13 protein-coding genes are annotated in these 17,828 nt (G+C 65.2%); 7 read left to right on the top strand and 6 right to left on the bottom strand.

The annotated features are described in order from the left end of the window. Both AW272_RS26345 and AW272_RS26340 read left to right on the top strand, forming a co-directional pair. A partial coding sequence (locus AW272_RS26345) for an IS3 family transposase (RefSeq protein ID WP_066370494.1) occupies nucleotides 1-583 on the top strand: 583 nt, incomplete at its 5' end. 141 nt (nucleotides 584-724) lie between these two features. After that, complete coding sequence (locus AW272_RS26340) at nucleotides 725-1,363, top strand: integrase core domain-containing protein (RefSeq protein ID WP_066370371.1); 639 nt, start codon at nucleotides 725-727, stop codon at nucleotides 1,361-1,363. Between the two features lie 690 nt (nucleotides 1,364-2,053). On the opposite strand, the gene AW272_RS26330 is transcribed toward AW272_RS26340, so the two are convergent. Then, nucleotides 2,054-2,428 carry a hypothetical protein gene (locus AW272_RS26330; RefSeq protein ID WP_157518787.1) on the bottom strand — a complete coding sequence of 125 codons (375 nt, stop codon included), beginning with the start codon at nucleotides 2,426-2,428 and terminating at the stop codon, nucleotides 2,054-2,056. Between the two features lie 98 nt (nucleotides 2,429-2,526). After that, complete coding sequence (locus tag AW272_RS26325; RefSeq protein ID WP_066370364.1) at nucleotides 2,527-2,877, bottom strand: hypothetical protein; 351 nt, start codon at nucleotides 2,875-2,877, stop codon at nucleotides 2,527-2,529. Nucleotides 2,878-3,330: 453 nt separating this feature from the next. Between AW272_RS26325 and AW272_RS26320 the strand changes: the two genes are divergently transcribed. Continuing rightward, nucleotides 3,331-4,428, top strand: a complete 1,098-nt coding sequence (locus AW272_RS26320) for an integrase core domain-containing protein (protein WP_066370362.1) — start codon at nucleotides 3,331-3,333, stop codon at nucleotides 4,426-4,428. Nucleotides 4,429-5,563: 1,135 nt separating this feature from the next. Here the strand turns inward: AW272_RS26320 and AW272_RS26315 are convergent. From AW272_RS26315 to AW272_RS26300, 4 genes are all read right to left on the bottom strand, one after another. Then, on the bottom strand, nucleotides 5,564-6,865 hold the full coding sequence (locus AW272_RS26315) for an IS701 family transposase (protein ID WP_066370490.1): 1,302 nt from the start codon (nucleotides 6,863-6,865) through the stop codon (nucleotides 5,564-5,566). Between the two features lie 529 nt (nucleotides 6,866-7,394). After that, nucleotides 7,395-8,966 (bottom strand): ISL3 family transposase, encoded by a 1,572-nt coding sequence (locus AW272_RS26310; protein ID WP_066370359.1) that lies wholly within the window; start codon nucleotides 8,964-8,966, stop codon nucleotides 7,395-7,397. A gap of 73 nt (nucleotides 8,967-9,039) precedes the next feature. After that, nucleotides 9,040-9,237, bottom strand: coding sequence for a transposase family protein (locus AW272_RS46100; protein WP_369408780.1), 198 nt, complete (start codon nucleotides 9,235-9,237; stop codon nucleotides 9,040-9,042). Nucleotides 9,238-10,042: 805 nt separating this feature from the next. Then, nucleotides 10,043-10,762, bottom strand: a complete 720-nt coding sequence (locus AW272_RS26300; protein ID WP_066370355.1) for an AfsR/SARP family transcriptional regulator — start codon at nucleotides 10,760-10,762, stop codon at nucleotides 10,043-10,045. Nucleotides 10,763-10,925: 163 nt separating this feature from the next. Here AW272_RS26300 and AW272_RS26295 point away from each other — a divergent pair, with 163 nt between their 5' ends. Genes AW272_RS26295 through AW272_RS26280 form a run of 4 tightly spaced genes read left to right on the top strand, consistent with a single transcriptional unit; the run spans nucleotide 10,926 to nucleotide 17,804 of the window. Next, nucleotides 10,926-11,684 carry a hypothetical protein gene (locus AW272_RS26295; protein ID WP_066370352.1) on the top strand — a complete coding sequence of 253 codons (759 nt, stop codon included), beginning with the start codon at nucleotides 10,926-10,928 and terminating at the stop codon, nucleotides 11,682-11,684. 2 nt (nucleotides 11,685-11,686) lie between these two features. Continuing rightward, nucleotides 11,687-12,097 (top strand): hypothetical protein, encoded by a 411-nt coding sequence (locus AW272_RS26290; protein WP_157518786.1) that lies wholly within the window; start codon nucleotides 11,687-11,689, stop codon nucleotides 12,095-12,097. Then, a complete protein-coding gene (locus tag AW272_RS26285) occupies nucleotides 12,090-13,514 on the top strand; it encodes an Ig-like domain-containing protein (RefSeq protein WP_169807631.1) in 1,425 nt (474 codons plus the stop codon). Before AW272_RS26290 ends, AW272_RS26285 begins: the two co-directional genes overlap by 8 nt. Nucleotides 13,515-13,529: 15 nt before the next feature. Then, the gene (locus AW272_RS26280) at nucleotides 13,530-17,804 is read left to right on the top strand and encodes a S8 family serine peptidase (RefSeq protein WP_066370340.1); all 4,275 of its coding nucleotides are present in this window, start codon (nucleotides 13,530-13,532) and stop codon (nucleotides 17,802-17,804) included. The last annotated feature ends 24 nt before the right edge of the window (nucleotides 17,805-17,828 follow it).

Genomic DNA, 17,828 nt, shown 5'->3' with positions numbered 1-17,828 from the left:
GGTCCGCACCACGGTGCCCGAACCGTCCGCGACCCCGGTCCCTGACTTGGTGCGGCGTGACTTCACCGCCGGGCAGCCGAACCAGAGGTGCGTCGGCGATATCACGTATCTGCCGATCGGGGACGGCAGGTTCCTGTACTTGGCGACTGTCCTGGATCTGGGGTCGCGGCGGCTGGCGGGCTGGTCGATCGCCGACCACATGCGCACCGAACTCGTCGTGGACGCCCTGGAGGCCGCGGCCCGCACACGTGGCGGCAGCCTGGACGGCGCGGTCTTCCACAGCGACAACGGCGCGCAGTACTGCAGCCGCGAGTTCGAGGAGGCCTGCCGCCGCCTGCACGTCACCCGTTCCCGGGGCGTGGTCGGCACGAGCGCGGACAACGCCGCGGCCGAGTCCTTCAACGCCACGCTCAAGCGCGAGACGCTGCGGGGCGCTCCCCGGTGGGCCTGCGCCCGTGACGCCCGCCTGACCGTGTTCCGATGGATCACCCGCTACAACACCCGCCGCCGACACTCCGCGCTCGGCCAGATGTCACCGGTCAACTACGAGAAAACCGCAGGTAGCATCGCTACCGCAGCCTGAGAACGGTGTCCACATTCAGGGGCGAACCCCCGGGAGCTCCGAGACCTGGTCGTCCGTCTGGCCGGGGAGAACCCGAGGTGGGGGTATCGGCGGGTACACGGCGAACTGGTTCGGCTCGGCGTTCAGCTCAGCGAAGCGACCGTGAGACGGATTCTCCGCTCGCGCCGGTCCGGTCCGGCTCCCCGAACCATCGACACCTCCTGGCGGGCATTCCTTCGCCTGCAGGCGAAGGGGCTACTGGCCTACGGCTTCTTTCATGTCGGCACGATCTTGTTGAAGCGCTTGTACGTGTTGTTCGTGATGGGGGTGCAGACGCGGCACGTTCGAATCCTGGGGGTGACGGCCAACCCCGCCGGCGCGTGGACGGCTCAGCGGGCCCGTAACCTGCTCATGGATCTCGGGCGAAGGGCCGGCTCGTTCCGATTCCTCATCCGTGACCGGGACGCCAAGTTCACCGCCGTCTTCGACGAGATCTTCATCACCGCGAGCGTCGCGGTGATGAAGACGCCACCGCGGACACCTCGGGCCAACTGCTACGCCGAACGCTGGGTGCGCACCGTACGGGCCGAATGCACTGACCGAATGCTGGTCTACGACGAACGGCATCTGCGATCGGTCCTGGAGGAGTACGCCGAGCACTACAACGCGCATCGACCGCACCAGTCTCGACAGCAACGCCCACCCGGTCAAGACGAGCGAGTTGTCGTCCCGACAGAAGGTCGCATCAAGCGCCGCAGAGTGCTTAGCGGAGCGATCAACGAGTACCACCGAGCAGCCTAGCTGTCCCGAAGAAGCGCCAGCTCAGACCACGTGTACGAGTTTTGAATCGGTACAGCCATCGCCACGTTTCTCGTCCGCGACCGCGACGCCAAATTCACCGCGGCCTTCGACGCTGTGCTGGCCGACGCTGGAATACAAGTGATCAAGACCGGCATTCGCCTACCGCGCATGAACTCCATCATGGAGCGCTGGATCCAGACCTTGCGCCTGCCGAAAATGTCATCCATGCTGGTCATCGGCCTTGCCCGGGTTCCTCCTGGCATGCGCCCGCTTCGGCTTCGGAAAAGAGCTGATCGCGGCAGAATGATCACTTGTGCTCTTGCGCCTGGCCTATCTGGCCGTCACGAACGTCTTTGCCGCGCTACGGCTGCTTCCGATGAGGGATCGGGACAAGGAGGTCGAGATCCTTGCCCTCGCCACCAGATCACCGTTCTTAGCGGCAGCTCGGCGCCGGCGAGCCCAATGTTCACCGGCAGGCACACTGATCAACCAATACCGGCGGGCCGCATAGACGAAGTAGAGATAATCACAGGTCAGAGGCCATCTCCGGGTTTTCGCGCCCCACAGGGTCGTCTTCGTCATCGGTTCAGAGATCGCCCCGTGCATGACCGGAGTCTTGTCGGATGAGGATGTGGATGCGGTGACGGCCTTCATCCGGGCGCGCAGAGTGGCCTAGCGCACGCGGCCGGGTCAGTAGATGTACGGGGAGGATCCTACGGCGAGGGGATCCCGGAGCGGGTTGTCATAGGTCGGAGCCCGATACGGAGGTACGGGGCGTTCGGGCGGCTCCGGTATCTGTGCGGCGACTCGATCCCGCGCCTCCCAAAGGCGGAAGAACAGCTTGGCGGCCATCCAAGTGACCCAGATGGACACCAGGCCGAGATAGAAGGACCATTCCCAGCTGTGGCCGTCCACGAAGGGTTGGACAACAACCAGCAATGTCTGGGTGGGGGCGACGAGGAAAACGTAGCCCGCAAGCAGCCACATGCGGTTTCCGAGACGGTCCCGCTTCGCCTTCAGCATTTCGATGCCCGGCCTATCGGCCGGAGTTTTGTTCGCGCTCACCAGTCCACTGTCCGCCTGGAGGAACCTTCGAAGGGCTTCCATTTAAGGAAGAACCGCGTCTCTTCCAGGCGGTGTAGGCGTCGTCGAGGAAGCTACGGCTAGTAGTGGCCCGGGTGGTAGTGAGGGCGCGTCGTCCACTCTCGGCACACGAGACATTCCTGCCCGTGGTACGTGGGAAGCGGTTCGGCGGGAAGCTGACTCTTGATGCTCCCCTTCGCATCCCAAAGTTCAGGATTGACGTCGCGCATAAGTAGCACCGCGACCCCGACGACAACCACCCCTGCGACCAGCCCCGAACCCCAGCCGAGGCCGTGGGTCACATAGAAGCTGACCGCTAAAACGGCGAGAAAGGGCGAGAAGACCACTGTCGTCCATAACGCTACGAGGATGGCGTTGATCTCCCTGTCCGCCGCTCGCAACGCCTGGATTTCTGGGCTCTCTTCAGTCATGACGCCCCCGGTCCGTTTGGCGTGCCTACTACCAATTTCCGGTACGGCATCATCCGGCGGTCCTACCGTTACGGCGACAGTCGCCTCTCTCGGGCCGCCCTGAGATAATCCCGGGGAGATGTCCTCCCTCCCCGATCTGCCCTTCGAGGTTCTGCGCGCCCCGAACGGTGACCGGATCTTCGTGATGCCGGGAAGAAGGCTGGTCAGGGAGCGGATGAACTGCGTCGGCCAAGCTTCCCAGAGCCGGGAAGCGTGCAGGTCGTGACGTGTTCCCGCCTCCGGGAGTACGGACATCAGCGCATCGCCAGCCGTATGAGAGCAGAGGCGCCCTCGGCGACAGTGCGCCTGCCGATAATTCCATCCGTGCAGGTCGGTGAGGTTTGTCTGGTTCCTCTGGGCCAGCGCGTGTCCTGGCCTGGAGCAAAGGGGCCAAACGCAGCAGGATGATCGTTTGTGTTCCTTCGTCTGGCCTATCTCACCAACACGAACGCCTTCGCCGCGCTACGGCTGCTTCCGATGAGCGATCGCGACAAAGACGCCGAGATTCTTGTCCTGCGCCACCAGATCACCGTCCTTGAACGGCAGCTCGGCGCCGACAAGGTGAGATTCGCTGCGGAGGATCGAGCCTTCTTGGCTGGACTCCTGACACCGTTGCCTCGCGAGGTTGTGCGCCGGCTACGGCTGCTTGTTCGACCAGACACCATCCTGCGCTGGCACCGCGACCTGGTGAAACAGCGTCACGCGCGCACCTGCCGGCCGAAGCGGGCTGGACGTCCGCCCACGGTCCGCTCTATCCGCGCTCTCATTCTGCGTCTGGTGAAGGAGAACCCGTCCTGGGGATATCGGCGGGTGCACGGCGAACTCGTCACCCTTCGCATCAAGATCGCCCCCTCTACCGTGTGGGAAATCCTTAAACAGGAAGGCATCGACCCCGCCCCTGACCGCGCATCTACGACTTGGGCCGATTTTCTGCGCTCCCAAGCGGGTGCGCTGCTGGCCTGCGACTTCATCGAGACCGTCACCCTGAACGGCCAGCGCCAGTACATCCTGGCCGTCATCGACCACGCCACCAGGCGCGTCCGCGTGCTGGGCACCACGGCCCACCCGACCGCCACCTGGGTCATCCAGACGTTCAAGAACCTCGTCATGGATCTGGAGGACGCGGGCGGCCGGGCACGTTACCTGATCAGAGACCGCGGCGGGAAGTTCCCCGTCCTGATCGACGAGATCCTCGCCGATGCCGGCATCCAGACTGTGCTCACCGGCGTCCGCGTGCCCCGCATGAACTCCATGATGGAACGGTGGGTGCAATCGTGCCGCCACGAACTTCTGGACCGCTGCCTGCTCTGGAACGAACGCCACCTGCGTCACGCCCTACGCGAGTACGAGGAGTTTTACAACCAGCACCGAGTCCACCAAGCCCTTGCACAGGCGACTCCACTGCGGGCCGTCCCGGTTCCGATCACCGACCCCGAACGAATCATCAACCTGAACATTCGCCGACGAGACAGACTCAGCGGAATCCTCCACGAATACCAACATGCCGCTTGAACTGCATGGATGAGGTTTTCGGCAGGCGCAGTGCCGGTTGTCGGCCTTGTTTGTCACACACCACGATGTGCCGGCGGTCCTCCGAGACACAGACACTCCCCGCAGCAGTCTCATGCCCCATCCCGGTGTGGGGTCGTCAGGGCGGCAGACGCAGCGACCGCCGCGGCCATGACTGCTGAGAGGGTGAACGTACGAACAAGCACAACGAGCCGTTCCAGAAGAGGCCGCGGAACGGCTCCAGTCCTGAACGACGTTCTCCTCGGCATCGATGAGTTGACCAAGGCTCGGAGCTTGGGCGACCTGGTGAAGAAGAAGCGGGGCTCTCGAGCCCCGTTTTGGGGATCCTCTGTGGTCATCAGATGGGTCCGGCTTGACGTCGACCCGCTTAACGATCTTCACCGGGTGTGCGAACGTACCAATGAGGAACCGTCGAGCAACCACAGGCGATCTCGCCTCGCTACCGAGGCCCCAAGCCGGGACAAAGCAACCGGTCGAATCGGGTCATACGTGGTGGGGCGCCAGGGATTCGAACCCTGAACCTACGGATTAAAAGTATGCGGACTTAGTATCCGCCAATGCCGCACGCTATCCATTTCTATTAGACCGCCCGGATTTGCCGCTGCCAAAGTCCCCACTGGTAGTGCACAATGCCGCCCCGTATCGCGTACCAATGAGCAACCACCGAGCAACCATCAGTTACCCCGTCGGATTTTACCCAAACACGATTGCGTATTCTTGACGTGCGTCCTAAGTCAAAGCGTCCGAGCTGCTGGGGTATTGGGGGCTGATCCTCGATGCCGGGAGCCAGAGGAACGTTTTTTGCGTGTGCTGGTGTCAGGATGAGAACTGCGTGCGTATGCCGATGGACCAAGAAGGTGCGACCCTCGTCGCCGGGCCGGGCATGGTTCTCGATGGCCATCCGTCCGGCTGAGGGGCGGTAACCGCTCAGGTCTCGCTAGCGCCACTCGACGGAGTCCTTCACGAGGATTCACCTGCCGCTTGAACTGCGTGGATGGAATTTTCGGCGGGCACAGATGTGGGATCATCGAGATTGGGCACCGCATCATCGCCGGTGACACCGTGGCGAGATCCGCGTCCGCTCGGTTCCCGGTGAGACCTAGTACTCCAGTAGCACTTATAGATCTCTGAGCTGTTGTCGCTGGTAGTGGGATCGGCGGGCTCGGGTTTGGTGGCGTCGTCGCCATCGGGACCAATGGTGGATGTGGTCGTGGTTCGGAGCTGACTGGGTCAGCAGAGCGAAGAGCCGGCGGATCTCGTTGGAGGAGATCGCGATTAAGTGGTCGTCCGGATCGGGTCCGGTGTTGGATTCGTCCTTGAGCGTGGCTCGAGTGACGGTGAGATAGGCCAGGGCGAGCATGGCCAGGGTGATGTGCCGATACCAGCCGGGATGGCTTCGGACCTGGTAGTGATCAAGGCCGGTTTCGTTCTTGCCGGTCTGGAAGCATTCCTCGATGCTCCAGCGGGTGCCGGCCACCATGACCAGCCGGTTGAGGGACGCCGGGATGGGCGTGTGACAGAGAAAGAAGGCCAACTCGTCGGGTTTGCTTATCGACCGGCGGATGAGCAGATGGTGGATGGGGCTGATGGTGGCGACCAGGGCCCAGTCGTAGAGCCGCTCGCCTTTGGCTCCGTTGCTGGAGGATAGGCGCTGCCAACCGGCTGCGGGGACCTTCCCGGCGATGACGTCGGCGCGGAAGATGCCGGCCGCGGTGGTCAGGTGGTGGGAGCGGGCGACGGCCAGAACATAGGCGATGTGCCTGGCTTCCAGGAAACGGCGCAGAGGTCCGTTGTCGCCGTAGGCCTCATCGGCGGTGACCCAAGCGAAGGGGAGATCCGCGGTGATCGCGCGTTCGATCATGGCTTGCAGGAGCTGGGGCTTGGTGGCGAAGACCGTATGCGCGGGAACTTTGGCCTTCTCACACCGAGGTTCGTCCTCGATCCAGGATTGGCGTGGCAGGTAGAGTTCGCGGTCCACGATGGCGCGGCCGCGGCGGGTGGCGTAGCCGAGGAAGACCCCGATCTGACAGTTGGTGATCTTCCCCGCGGTTCCGGTGTACTGCCGCTGCACTCCGGCCGAGCCGCTGCCCTTCTTCTCAAACCCGGTGTCGTCGCCGACGAGTACCCCGTCGAGTTCGCCGAGATGATCGGAGAGGTAGCCGCGGATGTCGTCCCGGACTCCGTCGACGTCCCATGTCGCGGTCGAGAACAGCCGCTGCATGCCGTGCGGCGTCGCCTCGCCCGCATGCTCGGCCAGTGACCAGCTGGTCTTGCGCTCCAGTCCTGACAGCAGACCCTGAACGCAGGAGCGGGCGCGCAGTCTGACCTCTCGCCGTTTGAACCGGGCCGCCACTCGCGCGAATGCCTCATCCAGCCCGGCCCGCAGACGAGTACCGCCGAGGTGCTTTAACCTGGCCATCGCGGCCACCGCATGATCTTCAGTTCCAACACACCTGAATGGTCACAGCGGTGGCCGTCGGCATCTGACCCGGCTACGAGCGCGAACAAGTGCGAACGAGCAAGAACGTCTGCAGACAAGCCTAGACAAGCGCGCCCTACATCGTTGATCTCCAGCCCACATCCCGATGTGCTACTGGAGTACTAGGCAAGATCCTTGGCGTGCCCGTTGCGTGCCCGATGGGGCGGGGAAACACGGGGAATCGGGGTCATCTAGAGAAAATGCGATCACGCCGCTGAGCTATAGCTTTGCAGCTCACCCAAGGTCGACAGGGCTATTCGCAAGCAGGATGTCAGCGTCTTATACGGTCAGGCACCACCGCCCCGTATCTACCGCAAGTCGGCACGGCCTTACGGAGCTCCTTGCAGATCCCCTACTGTTGTCAACGCCTCTTCAAAACTGGCTCTGGCACATATTCCGTGAGGCGGACCCGTTAGTCGGCCATTAGGACGCGTTTGCGCAGGAGGTCGGGGTTGGCTCGGCCATACATCTATCGTTTGAGCATTTTGATGCGGTTGACGTGGCCTTCGACGGGGCCGGAGCTGTAGGGCAGAGTGAGTCCGGCGGTGACGGCATCCTGGTCGCGGCGGAGCCCGGTGACAAAGGAGTGGAGTTCGGGCAGGTCGCAGGCGGTGACGTCGTTCATCCAGCGTTCGAGCTGCTGGTGGCCATTGCGGTGGAGCATCATCTCGGCGAAGCCGCGCACGTGCCGACGAGTGGCCGCCAGCTGTGGACAAGCGGTGGTGAGAGCGTCGAGGTAGTGCTGTCCTTCGGGGTCGAGGTTGGCGGGGTTGGTGAGTAGCCAGCGGGTGGCCTGCCGGACGGTCGGCGGGTTCGGCGTCTGAGGTTTGGAGGGCAAGCCGACTCGCCAGGGCCGGAGGTATTGGCGGACGGCGGTGGGGCCGCCTTGGTAGCCGCAGGCGCGTAATTCGTCCATCAGTTGGGTGGCGTTGGTGCATCCCTCGGCCCAGCGTCGCCGCAGGAACACCGCGTAAGCGTCGAGCTGTCTGGTCTGTTTGCCGGTGCCGTCCCGGACCAGCAGTTCTTCGGGACTCGCAGCGCGGGCGAACCGGCGGACGGTGTTACGTCCCAGCGTGAGTTCGCGGGCGATCTCCCGCAATGTGAGGCCCTGGGCGATCAGGTCGTGGATCTCGGTGTGGCGCTGACGGGTGCGGATCGCCACCCGGTCCTGCCTGGTTCGTGGCACTGCTGATGGTGCGGCATCGGGTGCGGCAGGGGAGTTGGCGGGCTCGGCCGGTACCGGGCCGGTCTCGAAGCGCGGTAGTTCGCGCAGGCTGGCGCGGTGTTTGGCGACGGTGCGTTCCACCGCGTCGCCCAGGTTCCTCCACAGGTGCCATCGGTCGGCGACCTGAATCGCGGCGGGCGCGCCCCGGGCAGCGCCTTCAGCGTAGGCGCCGGCCCGGTCGCGGCAGATGATTTCCACGCCTGGATGGTTGCCCAGCCATGCGGCCAGCGTGTCGGCGGACCGGTCGGCCAGAACATCGATCGGGCGGCCGGTGGAGATGTCGATCAGGACGGTTGCGTAGACGCGCCCGCGACGCAGCGCGAAGTCGTCCACGCCGAGCACCGCCGGCGCGCCCGACAGCACTGGATCGGGTAGCGCCCTGATCATCCTGATCAAGGTCATCCGGCTCACCGGGGCCGCGAGCCGCTCAGTGAGCCGGGCACCCGCACGGCTACCCAGCGCCAACGCGATCGCTTGCAGGGCATCGCTCAAGGTCGGGCTTCGTCTGCCGTATCGCACGGTCAGCCTGGGGACCTGCTCGACGAACGTTTTCCTGGCGCAGTCGTCGTCAGGGCAGAAGAACCGGTGAACCTGCAGGTGGATCACCCGTTCCTGGCCGCTGACCGCCGTATCCGACAGCTGTCGTTCGTAGTGGCTGTGTCTGCGTCGCGATACCGTTCCGCACCCGGGACATTCAGCCTGCCGCGTCTCAGTGCGCGCTCTGATCCTCAACGTCGTCCCGGCGCGGAACACCCGGTCGATAGACACGCACGCCAGATGCGGAAACAGGACGGCCAGCAGATCCTTGATCGACATTCGTCCGATGCTGGTGATCAAGGACCAGTTACCGGCCAGAACGCCCGAACCGAGACCTACCCGGCCGGCACCATCACGGAATATGTGCCAGAGCCTCGACCTGCTCAGCGAAGGTCTTCTTGTCGCAGGTCTCATTCACGCAGGTCAACCGTCTCACGGAAAGGAAGATCTCCATCCGGCGCTCACCCAGCGCCGTGTCGGCCAGCCGCCGCCGGTATCGGGAGTGCTGCCTGATCGACACCGTCCCGCAAGCCGGGCATGGCAGCGGCACCACGCTTGTGCGCGCGACCACCCTCACAGCCGTCTCGGACTGGACAACGCTCTCGATCTCGACGGCCGACAGGTGCGGGAGCAGGGCACCCAGGCAACGATCATCGCACTCGACGCATCCTGGCCAGCCAGCCCGAGGCTACGGACCGGTATTCATCACGAAATGTGCCAAATCCCTAGTTCGCACTCACCTAATCAATCACGGTCTCTGCAACGGTCACTACCTGCGCTGGAGGAAGGCCGACAGGCCAGACCTTGCGGAGTTCAAGACCGAGGCCGAGACCGGCCGCAGATCGGACGGAGAGAGCTCGATTCCTGCACGGTTCCGGGCTGCCACTACGGCACCGCAGGCCACGGCCTGTGCTGCCGGCATCGGGACAAATGGAGCCGCGCCGGTTTCCCCGACCCTGCCTCCTGGGCCGAGACGGCGGAACCGCAGGAGTCGGGAAGCCGACAGGAGTGCGATTGACCAGGACGTGCTGTCCCCGCACGCGGGGGCCGCCCTGCTGGCTGGGCGCCGCAGCTCACCGGCCAGCGCTCGCCGACACCCTTGACGTAGAAGTCGATCTGGCAGGTGACGCGTAGGCGACGGCGCTGAGCGATCGTGGACGCATGTCAGGAGACCCAGTCAGATCAACCGCGTTGCTGGTAGTGAAGGTTTGGCGAGAGGATGGTGCGTTTCGCGCCACGGTGACGTGGTCGCGCGATGTCGTCTACGGCCAGCAGGCGGAACGTGGGGTGGCCACCGACCCCGAGGGGGTGCTGGCGATCGTCGATCGGTGGCTGCAGGGAGTCTGACTGGGCCACTAGCGGTCCTGTATGGCCATGGCGATCAATTCTGGTGAGGGGTCGCAACCGAACGTGTCGTTGATGAGTCTGCGGTAGGCCTTGAGCTGCCGTTGGGCCTGGCCGATGTTCCGCTCCGCGAGATAGACGCCTAGCAGTGCTCGCTGGCTGCCTTCTCGGAGCGGATCCGCGCGGACCAAGCGCAGCGCGATGTCGAGCGCTTGTGGGAGATGGTGGTGCTCGACCAGCGCGTCGGCGAGCGCCTCCAGGAAGTGGAACTGGAGCTGGGCCAGTCGTTCGCGTTCGAAGACGACCCAGTCGTCGTACCAGCCGGGCAGCAGTTCGAGGAAGAAGAGCGAGGAGTCGACGTCGTCCACGGGGCCTGCAGGGTCGCGGACGAGATTCCAGCCGGCGACCTCGGCCAATTTGACGTCGACGTCGAGGTGTTCCGAGAGTTGGAGGCTCGCATTGGCCGCGCGTACAAGCGGGACCCCGCCCGGCGCTGGCAGCCGCCACAGAGACGAGCGGAGGTTGGCGCACGCACGATTGTCGGCTTTGTCCGGCCACAGCGAGGCGGCCATGGCGGTGCGGGCCTGCGGGCGTTCACGGAGCGCGAGATAGACAAGCAGGCGTTGGGATCCTTCCGCCACAGCGCAGGATTCGCCATCGGCGATCACGGAGAACCCGCCGAGCAGGTTGATGCGGACGCGGTGCGGCGTGTGAGCGGCCGTTGTTGTCATGTCGTGGCCCTCGTTCCTCGCGCCGATTCCGCCCCGGATCGCAGCCTGTCCGGGCCGCGTCACCGTTGCGTCACCTCGACGGTGTCGGGGGGTGACGCCATGGTGACGGACCCTGCCTACGTTTCCCGCAACGGGCTCAGTCCACAACCTCGGAGCGAGTGAGATGTATGAGAGTGACGACCAGGACGACCTGGACCTGCTGGAGGAGTATCTCGACGACGTGGACTTCGTAGACCTGGGGGAGGTACTCCGCGAGTCGCTTGTCGACGATTACGACAATGCGAGCCCGGAGGAGATGGACGAGGCACTACTCAACATCTTCGACTCGATGACGGCAGCGGAGGCGCTGAGCCTGGGCAGTGCACTGAGCAGGATCGAGAAGGGCGCCGCGCAGACGCTGGCCATTCCCGCTTTCGGGCAGCTGGCCAAGACCTCCCTGCCGATCGCGGGCGGAGCGCTCGGCACTGCCATCGGAGGTCCAGGAGGTACGGTGGCCGGCCAGGGGCTCGGCAAGGTGGTGGCTAACTCCCTGCCGACAAAGGCGAAGTCCGGCCGGCCCCAGCCTGCGAAGGGTTCGGTCGCTGAGGGCTCCGAAGCCGCCAGGATGCTGGTCGTGCTCCTCGAGAACCGCAGCATGCTCAAGAGCCTGCTCGCCCTTGCGATGGGGATCGAGGGACGCAAATCCATCGGCGGACATCCAGTTGGCGCGTTTGCGAACCTGCTCAGCACGCTCGCCAGCCAGGCCGCTGCCGACGCCGACGAACTCCTGCGGGGCGGCCAGGAGATGCCCGCGTACCTGCGCGACGCAGAAGATTACCTCGGTGTGGATCCAGCGGTCCCCGCCGATCGTGCCCGGGCGTTGTATGGGGCGCTGCTCGATGCCGAGAACGAGTCTCTGGCGGAAGCGAGGCACCTGCTATGACGGTGCAACAGACCATAGGCCTCGGCGTCCTGGTCCAGCGTGTGATGGCCAACCCCATGGGGTTCGTCGAGACGATCCTGCAGCAGATTCTCGACCAGCTGGCGCGCGACGGTGTCTTCGCCGACAGCGACACACCCCCCGAGTCGCTGGTGGCGATGGCGCTGGGCGGCCGCCTCGCCCGCATGGTCGCCGCAGGCGGGCCAGTGGAGCACGAGATGCTGATAGGCAGGAACAGCACGTTCGCGGCCGCCGTCGGCGCCTGTGACTGCTGGGGACAGGAGGGCACGTGTCCTCTCTGCGAAGGGGCCGGGACGCCCGGGTGGGTCCTTCCCGATCAGCAGCTGTTCACGACGTACGTGTATCCGGCCGTGAAGACCATTTCGAAGCATCAGAAGGAGAATGGCGATGTCTGACAGCTGGCTCGACCACGGCGACTTCGAAGCCCTGGACCTGTTCGGAGGTGGGGAGAGCGCGGAGGACTACCTGGACGACGTGGACGACGACGCCGAGAGCTACGACGACGAAGCGGTGTCACCGGCCGTCCGCAGGAGGCGGGTTAAGGCGCGCCAGCAGGCCGTACGGCGCCAGAGGCTGGCGGCTCTGGCGAGGGTGAGGAACAGGCGGGCCAGGGCACCGAGTGGCCCTGCACCCACTGCGCACAATGCCGTGCGGCAGACCCAGATTGCCGTACGCGACCTGAATCTGGACAGTAAGGTGCAGGCCGATGCCATGAAGAGCGCCCTACAGGCGCAGAGCAAGCGCATCACGCGATCGGAGTACGCGGCGCTTTCCAGCGTTGCCCTGAGCCAGTTTCAGCAGTCGTTCCCGAAGATCGTCGGTGACAATCCCTACGCCAGGGCGGCGCTCTCCTTCGCTCCGCTACTTTTCCTGTCGCCGGCCAAACAGGGAAACGGCGCTGCGGCAATCGCAGGCGATCCGCGGGTGATCGGTGCCGTCCTCACCGCAGGACTGGCGATTGCGGGGGATCGCCTGCGGCCGAAGCAGGTCCGGCAGATCGTGGCCCCCAACGTCCCGAGGATCGTCACGGGTCGCCAGGCGCTCTTGACAGCGGACGCGCAGGACGAGAACGGCAAGCGCATCGACGGCACGGTCTTCACCTGGGGGTCGAGCAACGACGCGGTCGCGAGGGTGAAGCCGACGGGCGGTCAGACCATCGAGGTCACCGGCGTGAGCGCGGGTACGGCCGTCATCACGGTGACCTCTGCCGGCGTGCAGCACCAGATTCAGATCGAGGTCGAGTCGGCTGTCCGAGAGGTCGCCGTCCACGGATACCCAATCGTCGTAAAGGGAAAGCCGAGGATGTTCATCGCGGACGCCCTCGACGACAGGGGCAGGCGCGTCGACCGTGCCGTCTTCGCTTGGGAGTCAAGCGACACCACGGTCGCAACGGTCGAGCCGGCAACCGGCCCCAAGACCGAGGTCATCGGCGTGAGCGCCGGTGCGGCCTTCATCACGGCAAGCACCGACGGCGTCATGCATCGCTGGCCGGTGCAGGTCGAGGCAGCTGCCGAGATCCCGGTCACACCTCCGGTCGAGGCCCTACCGACGATCGCGCCCGATATCCGGGAGATCGTCGTCTCGGGGGTGTCGAAGATCGCCGCGAAGAGCGTGGTGAAGCTCATCGCGGACGCTCTCGACAACAGAGGAAGGCGCATCGACAGTGCCGTCTTCACCTGGGAGTCGAGTGACACCACGATCGCGAAGGTGGACAAGGCAACCGGGAAGGTCACAGGCGTGAGCGCGGGGACAGCCCTGATTACGGCGAGGTCCGACGGCGTCTTGCGCCGCATGCCGATTGAGGTCCAATGAGGCAGATCCCCTCCGATGCAATCAACGCTCCATGACCTGGACCCGGCGCTGTGGGAGCTGCTCCGCTCCGACATCGACTGTGACGACCGCGAGGTCGAAGCCCTCATCCGTCTCCGCTGGCCGGACCAGGCCGTCAGAGATGTCCGTATCGTCTCGCGCTTCGGCGACATCGCGACGTGCCGCCTGCCCGTCGGCTCCATTCTGAGCACACGCCAGGACCGGAACGTGGTGAGCCTCAAGGCAGCACGATCGCTCGGCCCCGAGGCGGAGCCGTACGGGCCCGAGCTCGTCAGGAGCCTCACCCGCGCGGACGTGCGCCGACCGCCAGGCTTGGCGCTGACCGGGGCGGGCGTCGTCATCGGAATCGTCGACTGGGGCTGCGACTTCGACCACCCGAACTTCAAGAACCGCGACGGATCGACCCGGATCCTGGCCCTGTGGGACCAGCGCGGGCCCGCCTCGCCCGACGCGCCCCATCCGTACGGGTACGGAGTCCTGCACACACGGCAGCAGATCGACGATGCACTTCACGCCATGGATCCCTACGACGCATTGGGATATCGCCCGGCCGACGCCGAACACGGCACCCATGTAATGGACATCGCCGCAGGTAATGGGCTTGGCGGCGGCCCCGTCGGCGTCGCCCCGGAGGCCGATCTCGTCTTCGTGCACCTCGCCGATCGTGGCACGTCCGGACTGGCCAACCTCGGGGACTCGGTAAGGATCCTCGAGGCGATCGATTTCATCGCCCGTACCGCAGGCCCGCAGCCGTGGGTGATCAACGTCAGCGTAGGGACTCAGGGAGGCCCGCACGACGGTAAGACGATCGGGGAACAAGCGCTCGACCACCTGCTCCGGGCAGCTCCCGGCCGATTCGTCGTCCAGAGCGCGGGCAACTACTTCGACGCCCGCGCGCACGCCAGCGGGCGCCTGGAAACGCAACAGATCCGCACCCTGACCATGATCACCCAGGAAGACGATGTCACACCCAACGAACTGGAGATCTGGTATAGCGGAGAGGACGAGTTCGATGTCCAGGTCGCCTCTCCGACCGGGCAGCACACACGCCGGGTCCGGCTGCGCGAACAAGTGGACGTCACCGAGGACGATCGCGTCGTCGGCCGCATCTACCACCGCTACCTTGACCCCAACAACCACTCCCACCACATTGAGGTCTTCCTCTATCCGTGGGCGCAAGCGGGTGCGTGGAGTATCAAGCTCCGGGCGGTGAACGTCCGCCACGGGACCTTCCACGCATGGCTGGAACGCGATCAATCGTGCGTTCATTGCCAGACTCGCTTCGACGAGGCGGACGCCGACCGCACCTGCACGACCGGGACGATCGCCAACGGCCACCTTCCGCTCGTCGTCGGCGCCTACGACGCCCACTCCGCCACGCGGGAGCTGGCCGCGTTCAGCAGTGCCGGACCGACACGGGACGGCAGAGCCAAACCCGACCTGGTCGCTCCCGGCGTGCGTGTTATCGCAGCACGCTCGGCTCCGCCTGACGGCACCGGCAGCCCTGAGCTGCTGACCTGCAAGTCCGGGACGAGCATGGCCGCGCCGCACGCCACCGGGACGGCCGCCCTGTGCCTGCAGGGTGCCTCGTACCCGCTGGCAGCCGTCGAGATCCGCGCCCTGCTCATGCGCACCGCGCAGCCGATGGCCGACGACGCCGCAGGAAGGTCGGGTAGCGGCTACCTGGACACCGCCAGTGCGGTGGAGGCGCTGTCCGACCTTGCTCGAACGGAGACGACCATGAATCCCAAGCTCGACGCCGCCTTCCCGAATTCCTTGAGTCCCGAGATGCTGTATCGGGGTCTTATGCGCGGTGGACGCCACTCAACCTGGATCAACGCCTCCTTCGACATCCTCGCGCGCCCCGGCGAGGCGCCGGGTCTGGCGATCGAGGCCGGGGACCTTCTGGTGCGGGTCGCCCTGGGCGAGCCCGGTCTCGGACATGTCGCAGTGATCGCCGACCCACGCCTCGTGCCGCATACCGCCCTCGGCTCGGCCCACATCCGATCGGAACGGTGTGGACCCGGCCTGTACGCCATCGTGATCGAGAACGGCGCCATCCCGCATTCCCGCACCGACCGGTTCGCCAGAAGGATCCTCGACCCTGCCGGCCGGATGCCGCCCGGTCAGGCACTCCTACGCCCCACATCCCCTGCCCGTCCCAGTGACGTCCTCGCAGAAGCCGTCACCCCCCACTGCAAGGCCCTATGGGACAAACGGCTCGACAAGCTGTCGCCTCAGGCCAGGGTCGAGCTCGACACACAGGCGACCCTGTCCTATCTGCCAGCACTCCAACGAGTACAGCGGGCGATCGATCTCGGCGTCCGAGACGTGGATCTGCTCACAGATTTCGCCTATTTTGCCGCCTTTGCCCAAGAACGCGGATACTGCCCCATCCCCCAAGGCCACCGATTCGCCGACGACTGGAGGTGGCTACAGGCGGAGGTGACGGCGAAAGTCGGAGCGCCGTCAAAGCCACCGGAACAGGATGGGCCCGTCGTATGCGTCGGCCGCGGTGAGAACAAGACAGCAGCACCCGAGCCCGAAAACGCCCCGGACGACCTCACAGGCCGGTATGAGTACACAAGTCCCGGACACACTCAGGCATTGGGCGCGCTCATGCTCAATCAAGCAGGTCGGCATGTCGAGTTCAGCCTGTCACCCTTCGCCAGCCCCTTCGCCCCGGCAACCGATCGGACCGTGAGTTTCTTTGCGGGCGACCTCGATGCTCAGGGCGACTTCTTCGTGGTAGACAGGGCGCACGTCGAGCGACGATACCTCCTCCGGATCCGCGACGCCGGCCTGGAGTTCGCCGAGAGTTCCGGCGGACAGTTCGTCGTGGCGCACCGAGTGGAATCTCGCTCGACCGTGTTCCCCACGACGGTCCAGAGCATCAGCCGTGCGCTCGACAGCCCGGTCGAACTCACCAAGGAATCCCTGTCCAGCGTGCACATGGGGCCATACCTGTACCGGCACGAGCACCTGCCCCTGTCACAGGACCAGGCCGCCTTCCTACACCGGCAATTTTGCTCTACCGAATTCATCGAGCTGGTCCGCCGGGCCGCCGAGGCCACCGGATACCGGTCGGTCGGCGACTCGGCTCGCGACGATCTGATCGAGAAGCTCGAGCGGTTCGTCGACAAGACGGTCAACGATCCGGCCAACGGCGTGCATCAGAGCGACATCTTGCTGGCGCGCACGATCGTCCAGCGGATGCTCTCGCAGACCGGCTTCAGCAACGGCAACCGTCGCCAGAGCTGCCTCGATTGGATCCAAATGCTCGCCCAGGCCGCCGAGCGCCCGATCGGCGGAGACTCAGTCCTTGGCGTCAAGCCGTCGCGGGGCAAGGCTGATACGTACGTCTACGACGTCAATCTTGAACTCGGGGGGGCGGCCGCGCTCTTAGGAGGAGGTCTCGGGGAGATGTCGGTTCGACAGGTCGAGCCGACGGCATGGCCGAACCCGATCACGCTCAGGGTATGGTTCGCCAGCTTCGGAGGCTCCGTGAAGTTCGGGATCGACCACTTCCGAGGGCAGGCCACATCTTTGCTTCCCTGGGCGCGCGGCGACTTCGTCGGTCGGATCGAGCAGGGCAAGGCTGGCGTCGGCGCCATGGCCGGGATCGTCTCAGCGCAGCTGAGCGCCGGGTTCCTCCTCATCTACGGCTCCGGGCTGCTTCCGCCATTGACCGTCCTATCGGCGGGTCCAGAGCTGTCCACCATCATCGAATTCGAGACGAACGAACGAATCAACCCCCGCAAGTGGACTCTGAAGGGAGTGGGCGGAAGTATCGGGCTCGACCTCATGATTGGCTGGACGTCGGCAACCAAACGGCTGGACGTTCTGGATCTTACGCGGCCCGACCAAGACCCGCTCTTTGCCGTTCGAGGGGGCGGCTTCCGCGACGTGCACTTCTGCTTCGACAGCGCGTTGCTAACTCCGGCGGCCCGTCAGCGAGTCAGGATCGTATCGGCACTGTGGAGGCCGTTCCTCACCTCGCCCAGCAGCACCATGTCCATCACCGGATACGCCGACAAAGCCGGAAGCTCGTCCTACAACGACGAATTGTCCAGGCTCAGGGCCGAGAACACCCTGACCGCCTTCCGAGACATCCTCGATGGATCGTTCGCTGTGCCGGATGTCCGCCCGAGCGGCAAGGGTGAGACAGCAGCCAGCGCCAGCGGTGAACGAGCGGGCGCACCCGACCGCCGCGTCGAGGTGCAGCTGAACGGGCTAACTGTCCTGGTTCTCGACGGCGAGCCATCTCGATGACGATCGTGTTCGATTGCCCAGGGC

It is taken from the genome of Herbidospora mongoliensis (assembly GCF_001570545.1).
In the GTDB taxonomy this organism is placed as follows: Bacteria; Actinomycetota; Actinomycetes; order Streptosporangiales; family Streptosporangiaceae; genus Herbidospora; species Herbidospora mongoliensis.
Note: the sequence above shows the minus strand (reverse complement) of the source record. Positions and strands in the feature narration are given on the sequence as shown.

What these genes read in the sequence shown, in the direction of transcription:
- AW272_RS26325 (WP_066370364.1), bottom strand. Translation starts at nt 2,877, where the DNA reads ATGACTGAAGAGAGCCCAGAAATCCAGGCGTTGCGAGCGGCGGACAGG.
- AW272_RS26315 (WP_066370490.1), bottom strand. Translation starts at nt 6,865, where the DNA reads ATGGCCAGGTTAAAGCACCTCGGCGGTACTCGTCTGCGGGCCGGGCTG.
- AW272_RS26310 (WP_066370359.1), bottom strand. Translation starts at nt 8,966, where the DNA reads ATGTCGATCAAGGATCTGCTGGCCGTCCTGTTTCCGCATCTGGCGTGC.
- AW272_RS26300 (WP_066370355.1), bottom strand. Translation starts at nt 10,762, where the DNA reads ATGACAACAACGGCCGCTCACACGCCGCACCGCGTCCGCATCAACCTG.
- AW272_RS26295 (WP_066370352.1), top strand. Translation starts at nt 10,926, where the DNA reads ATGTATGAGAGTGACGACCAGGACGACCTGGACCTGCTGGAGGAGTAT.
- AW272_RS26285 (WP_169807631.1), top strand. Translation starts at nt 12,090, where the DNA reads ATGTCTGACAGCTGGCTCGACCACGGCGACTTCGAAGCCCTGGACCTG.
- AW272_RS26280 (WP_066370340.1), top strand. Translation starts at nt 13,530, where the DNA reads ATGCAATCAACGCTCCATGACCTGGACCCGGCGCTGTGGGAGCTGCTC.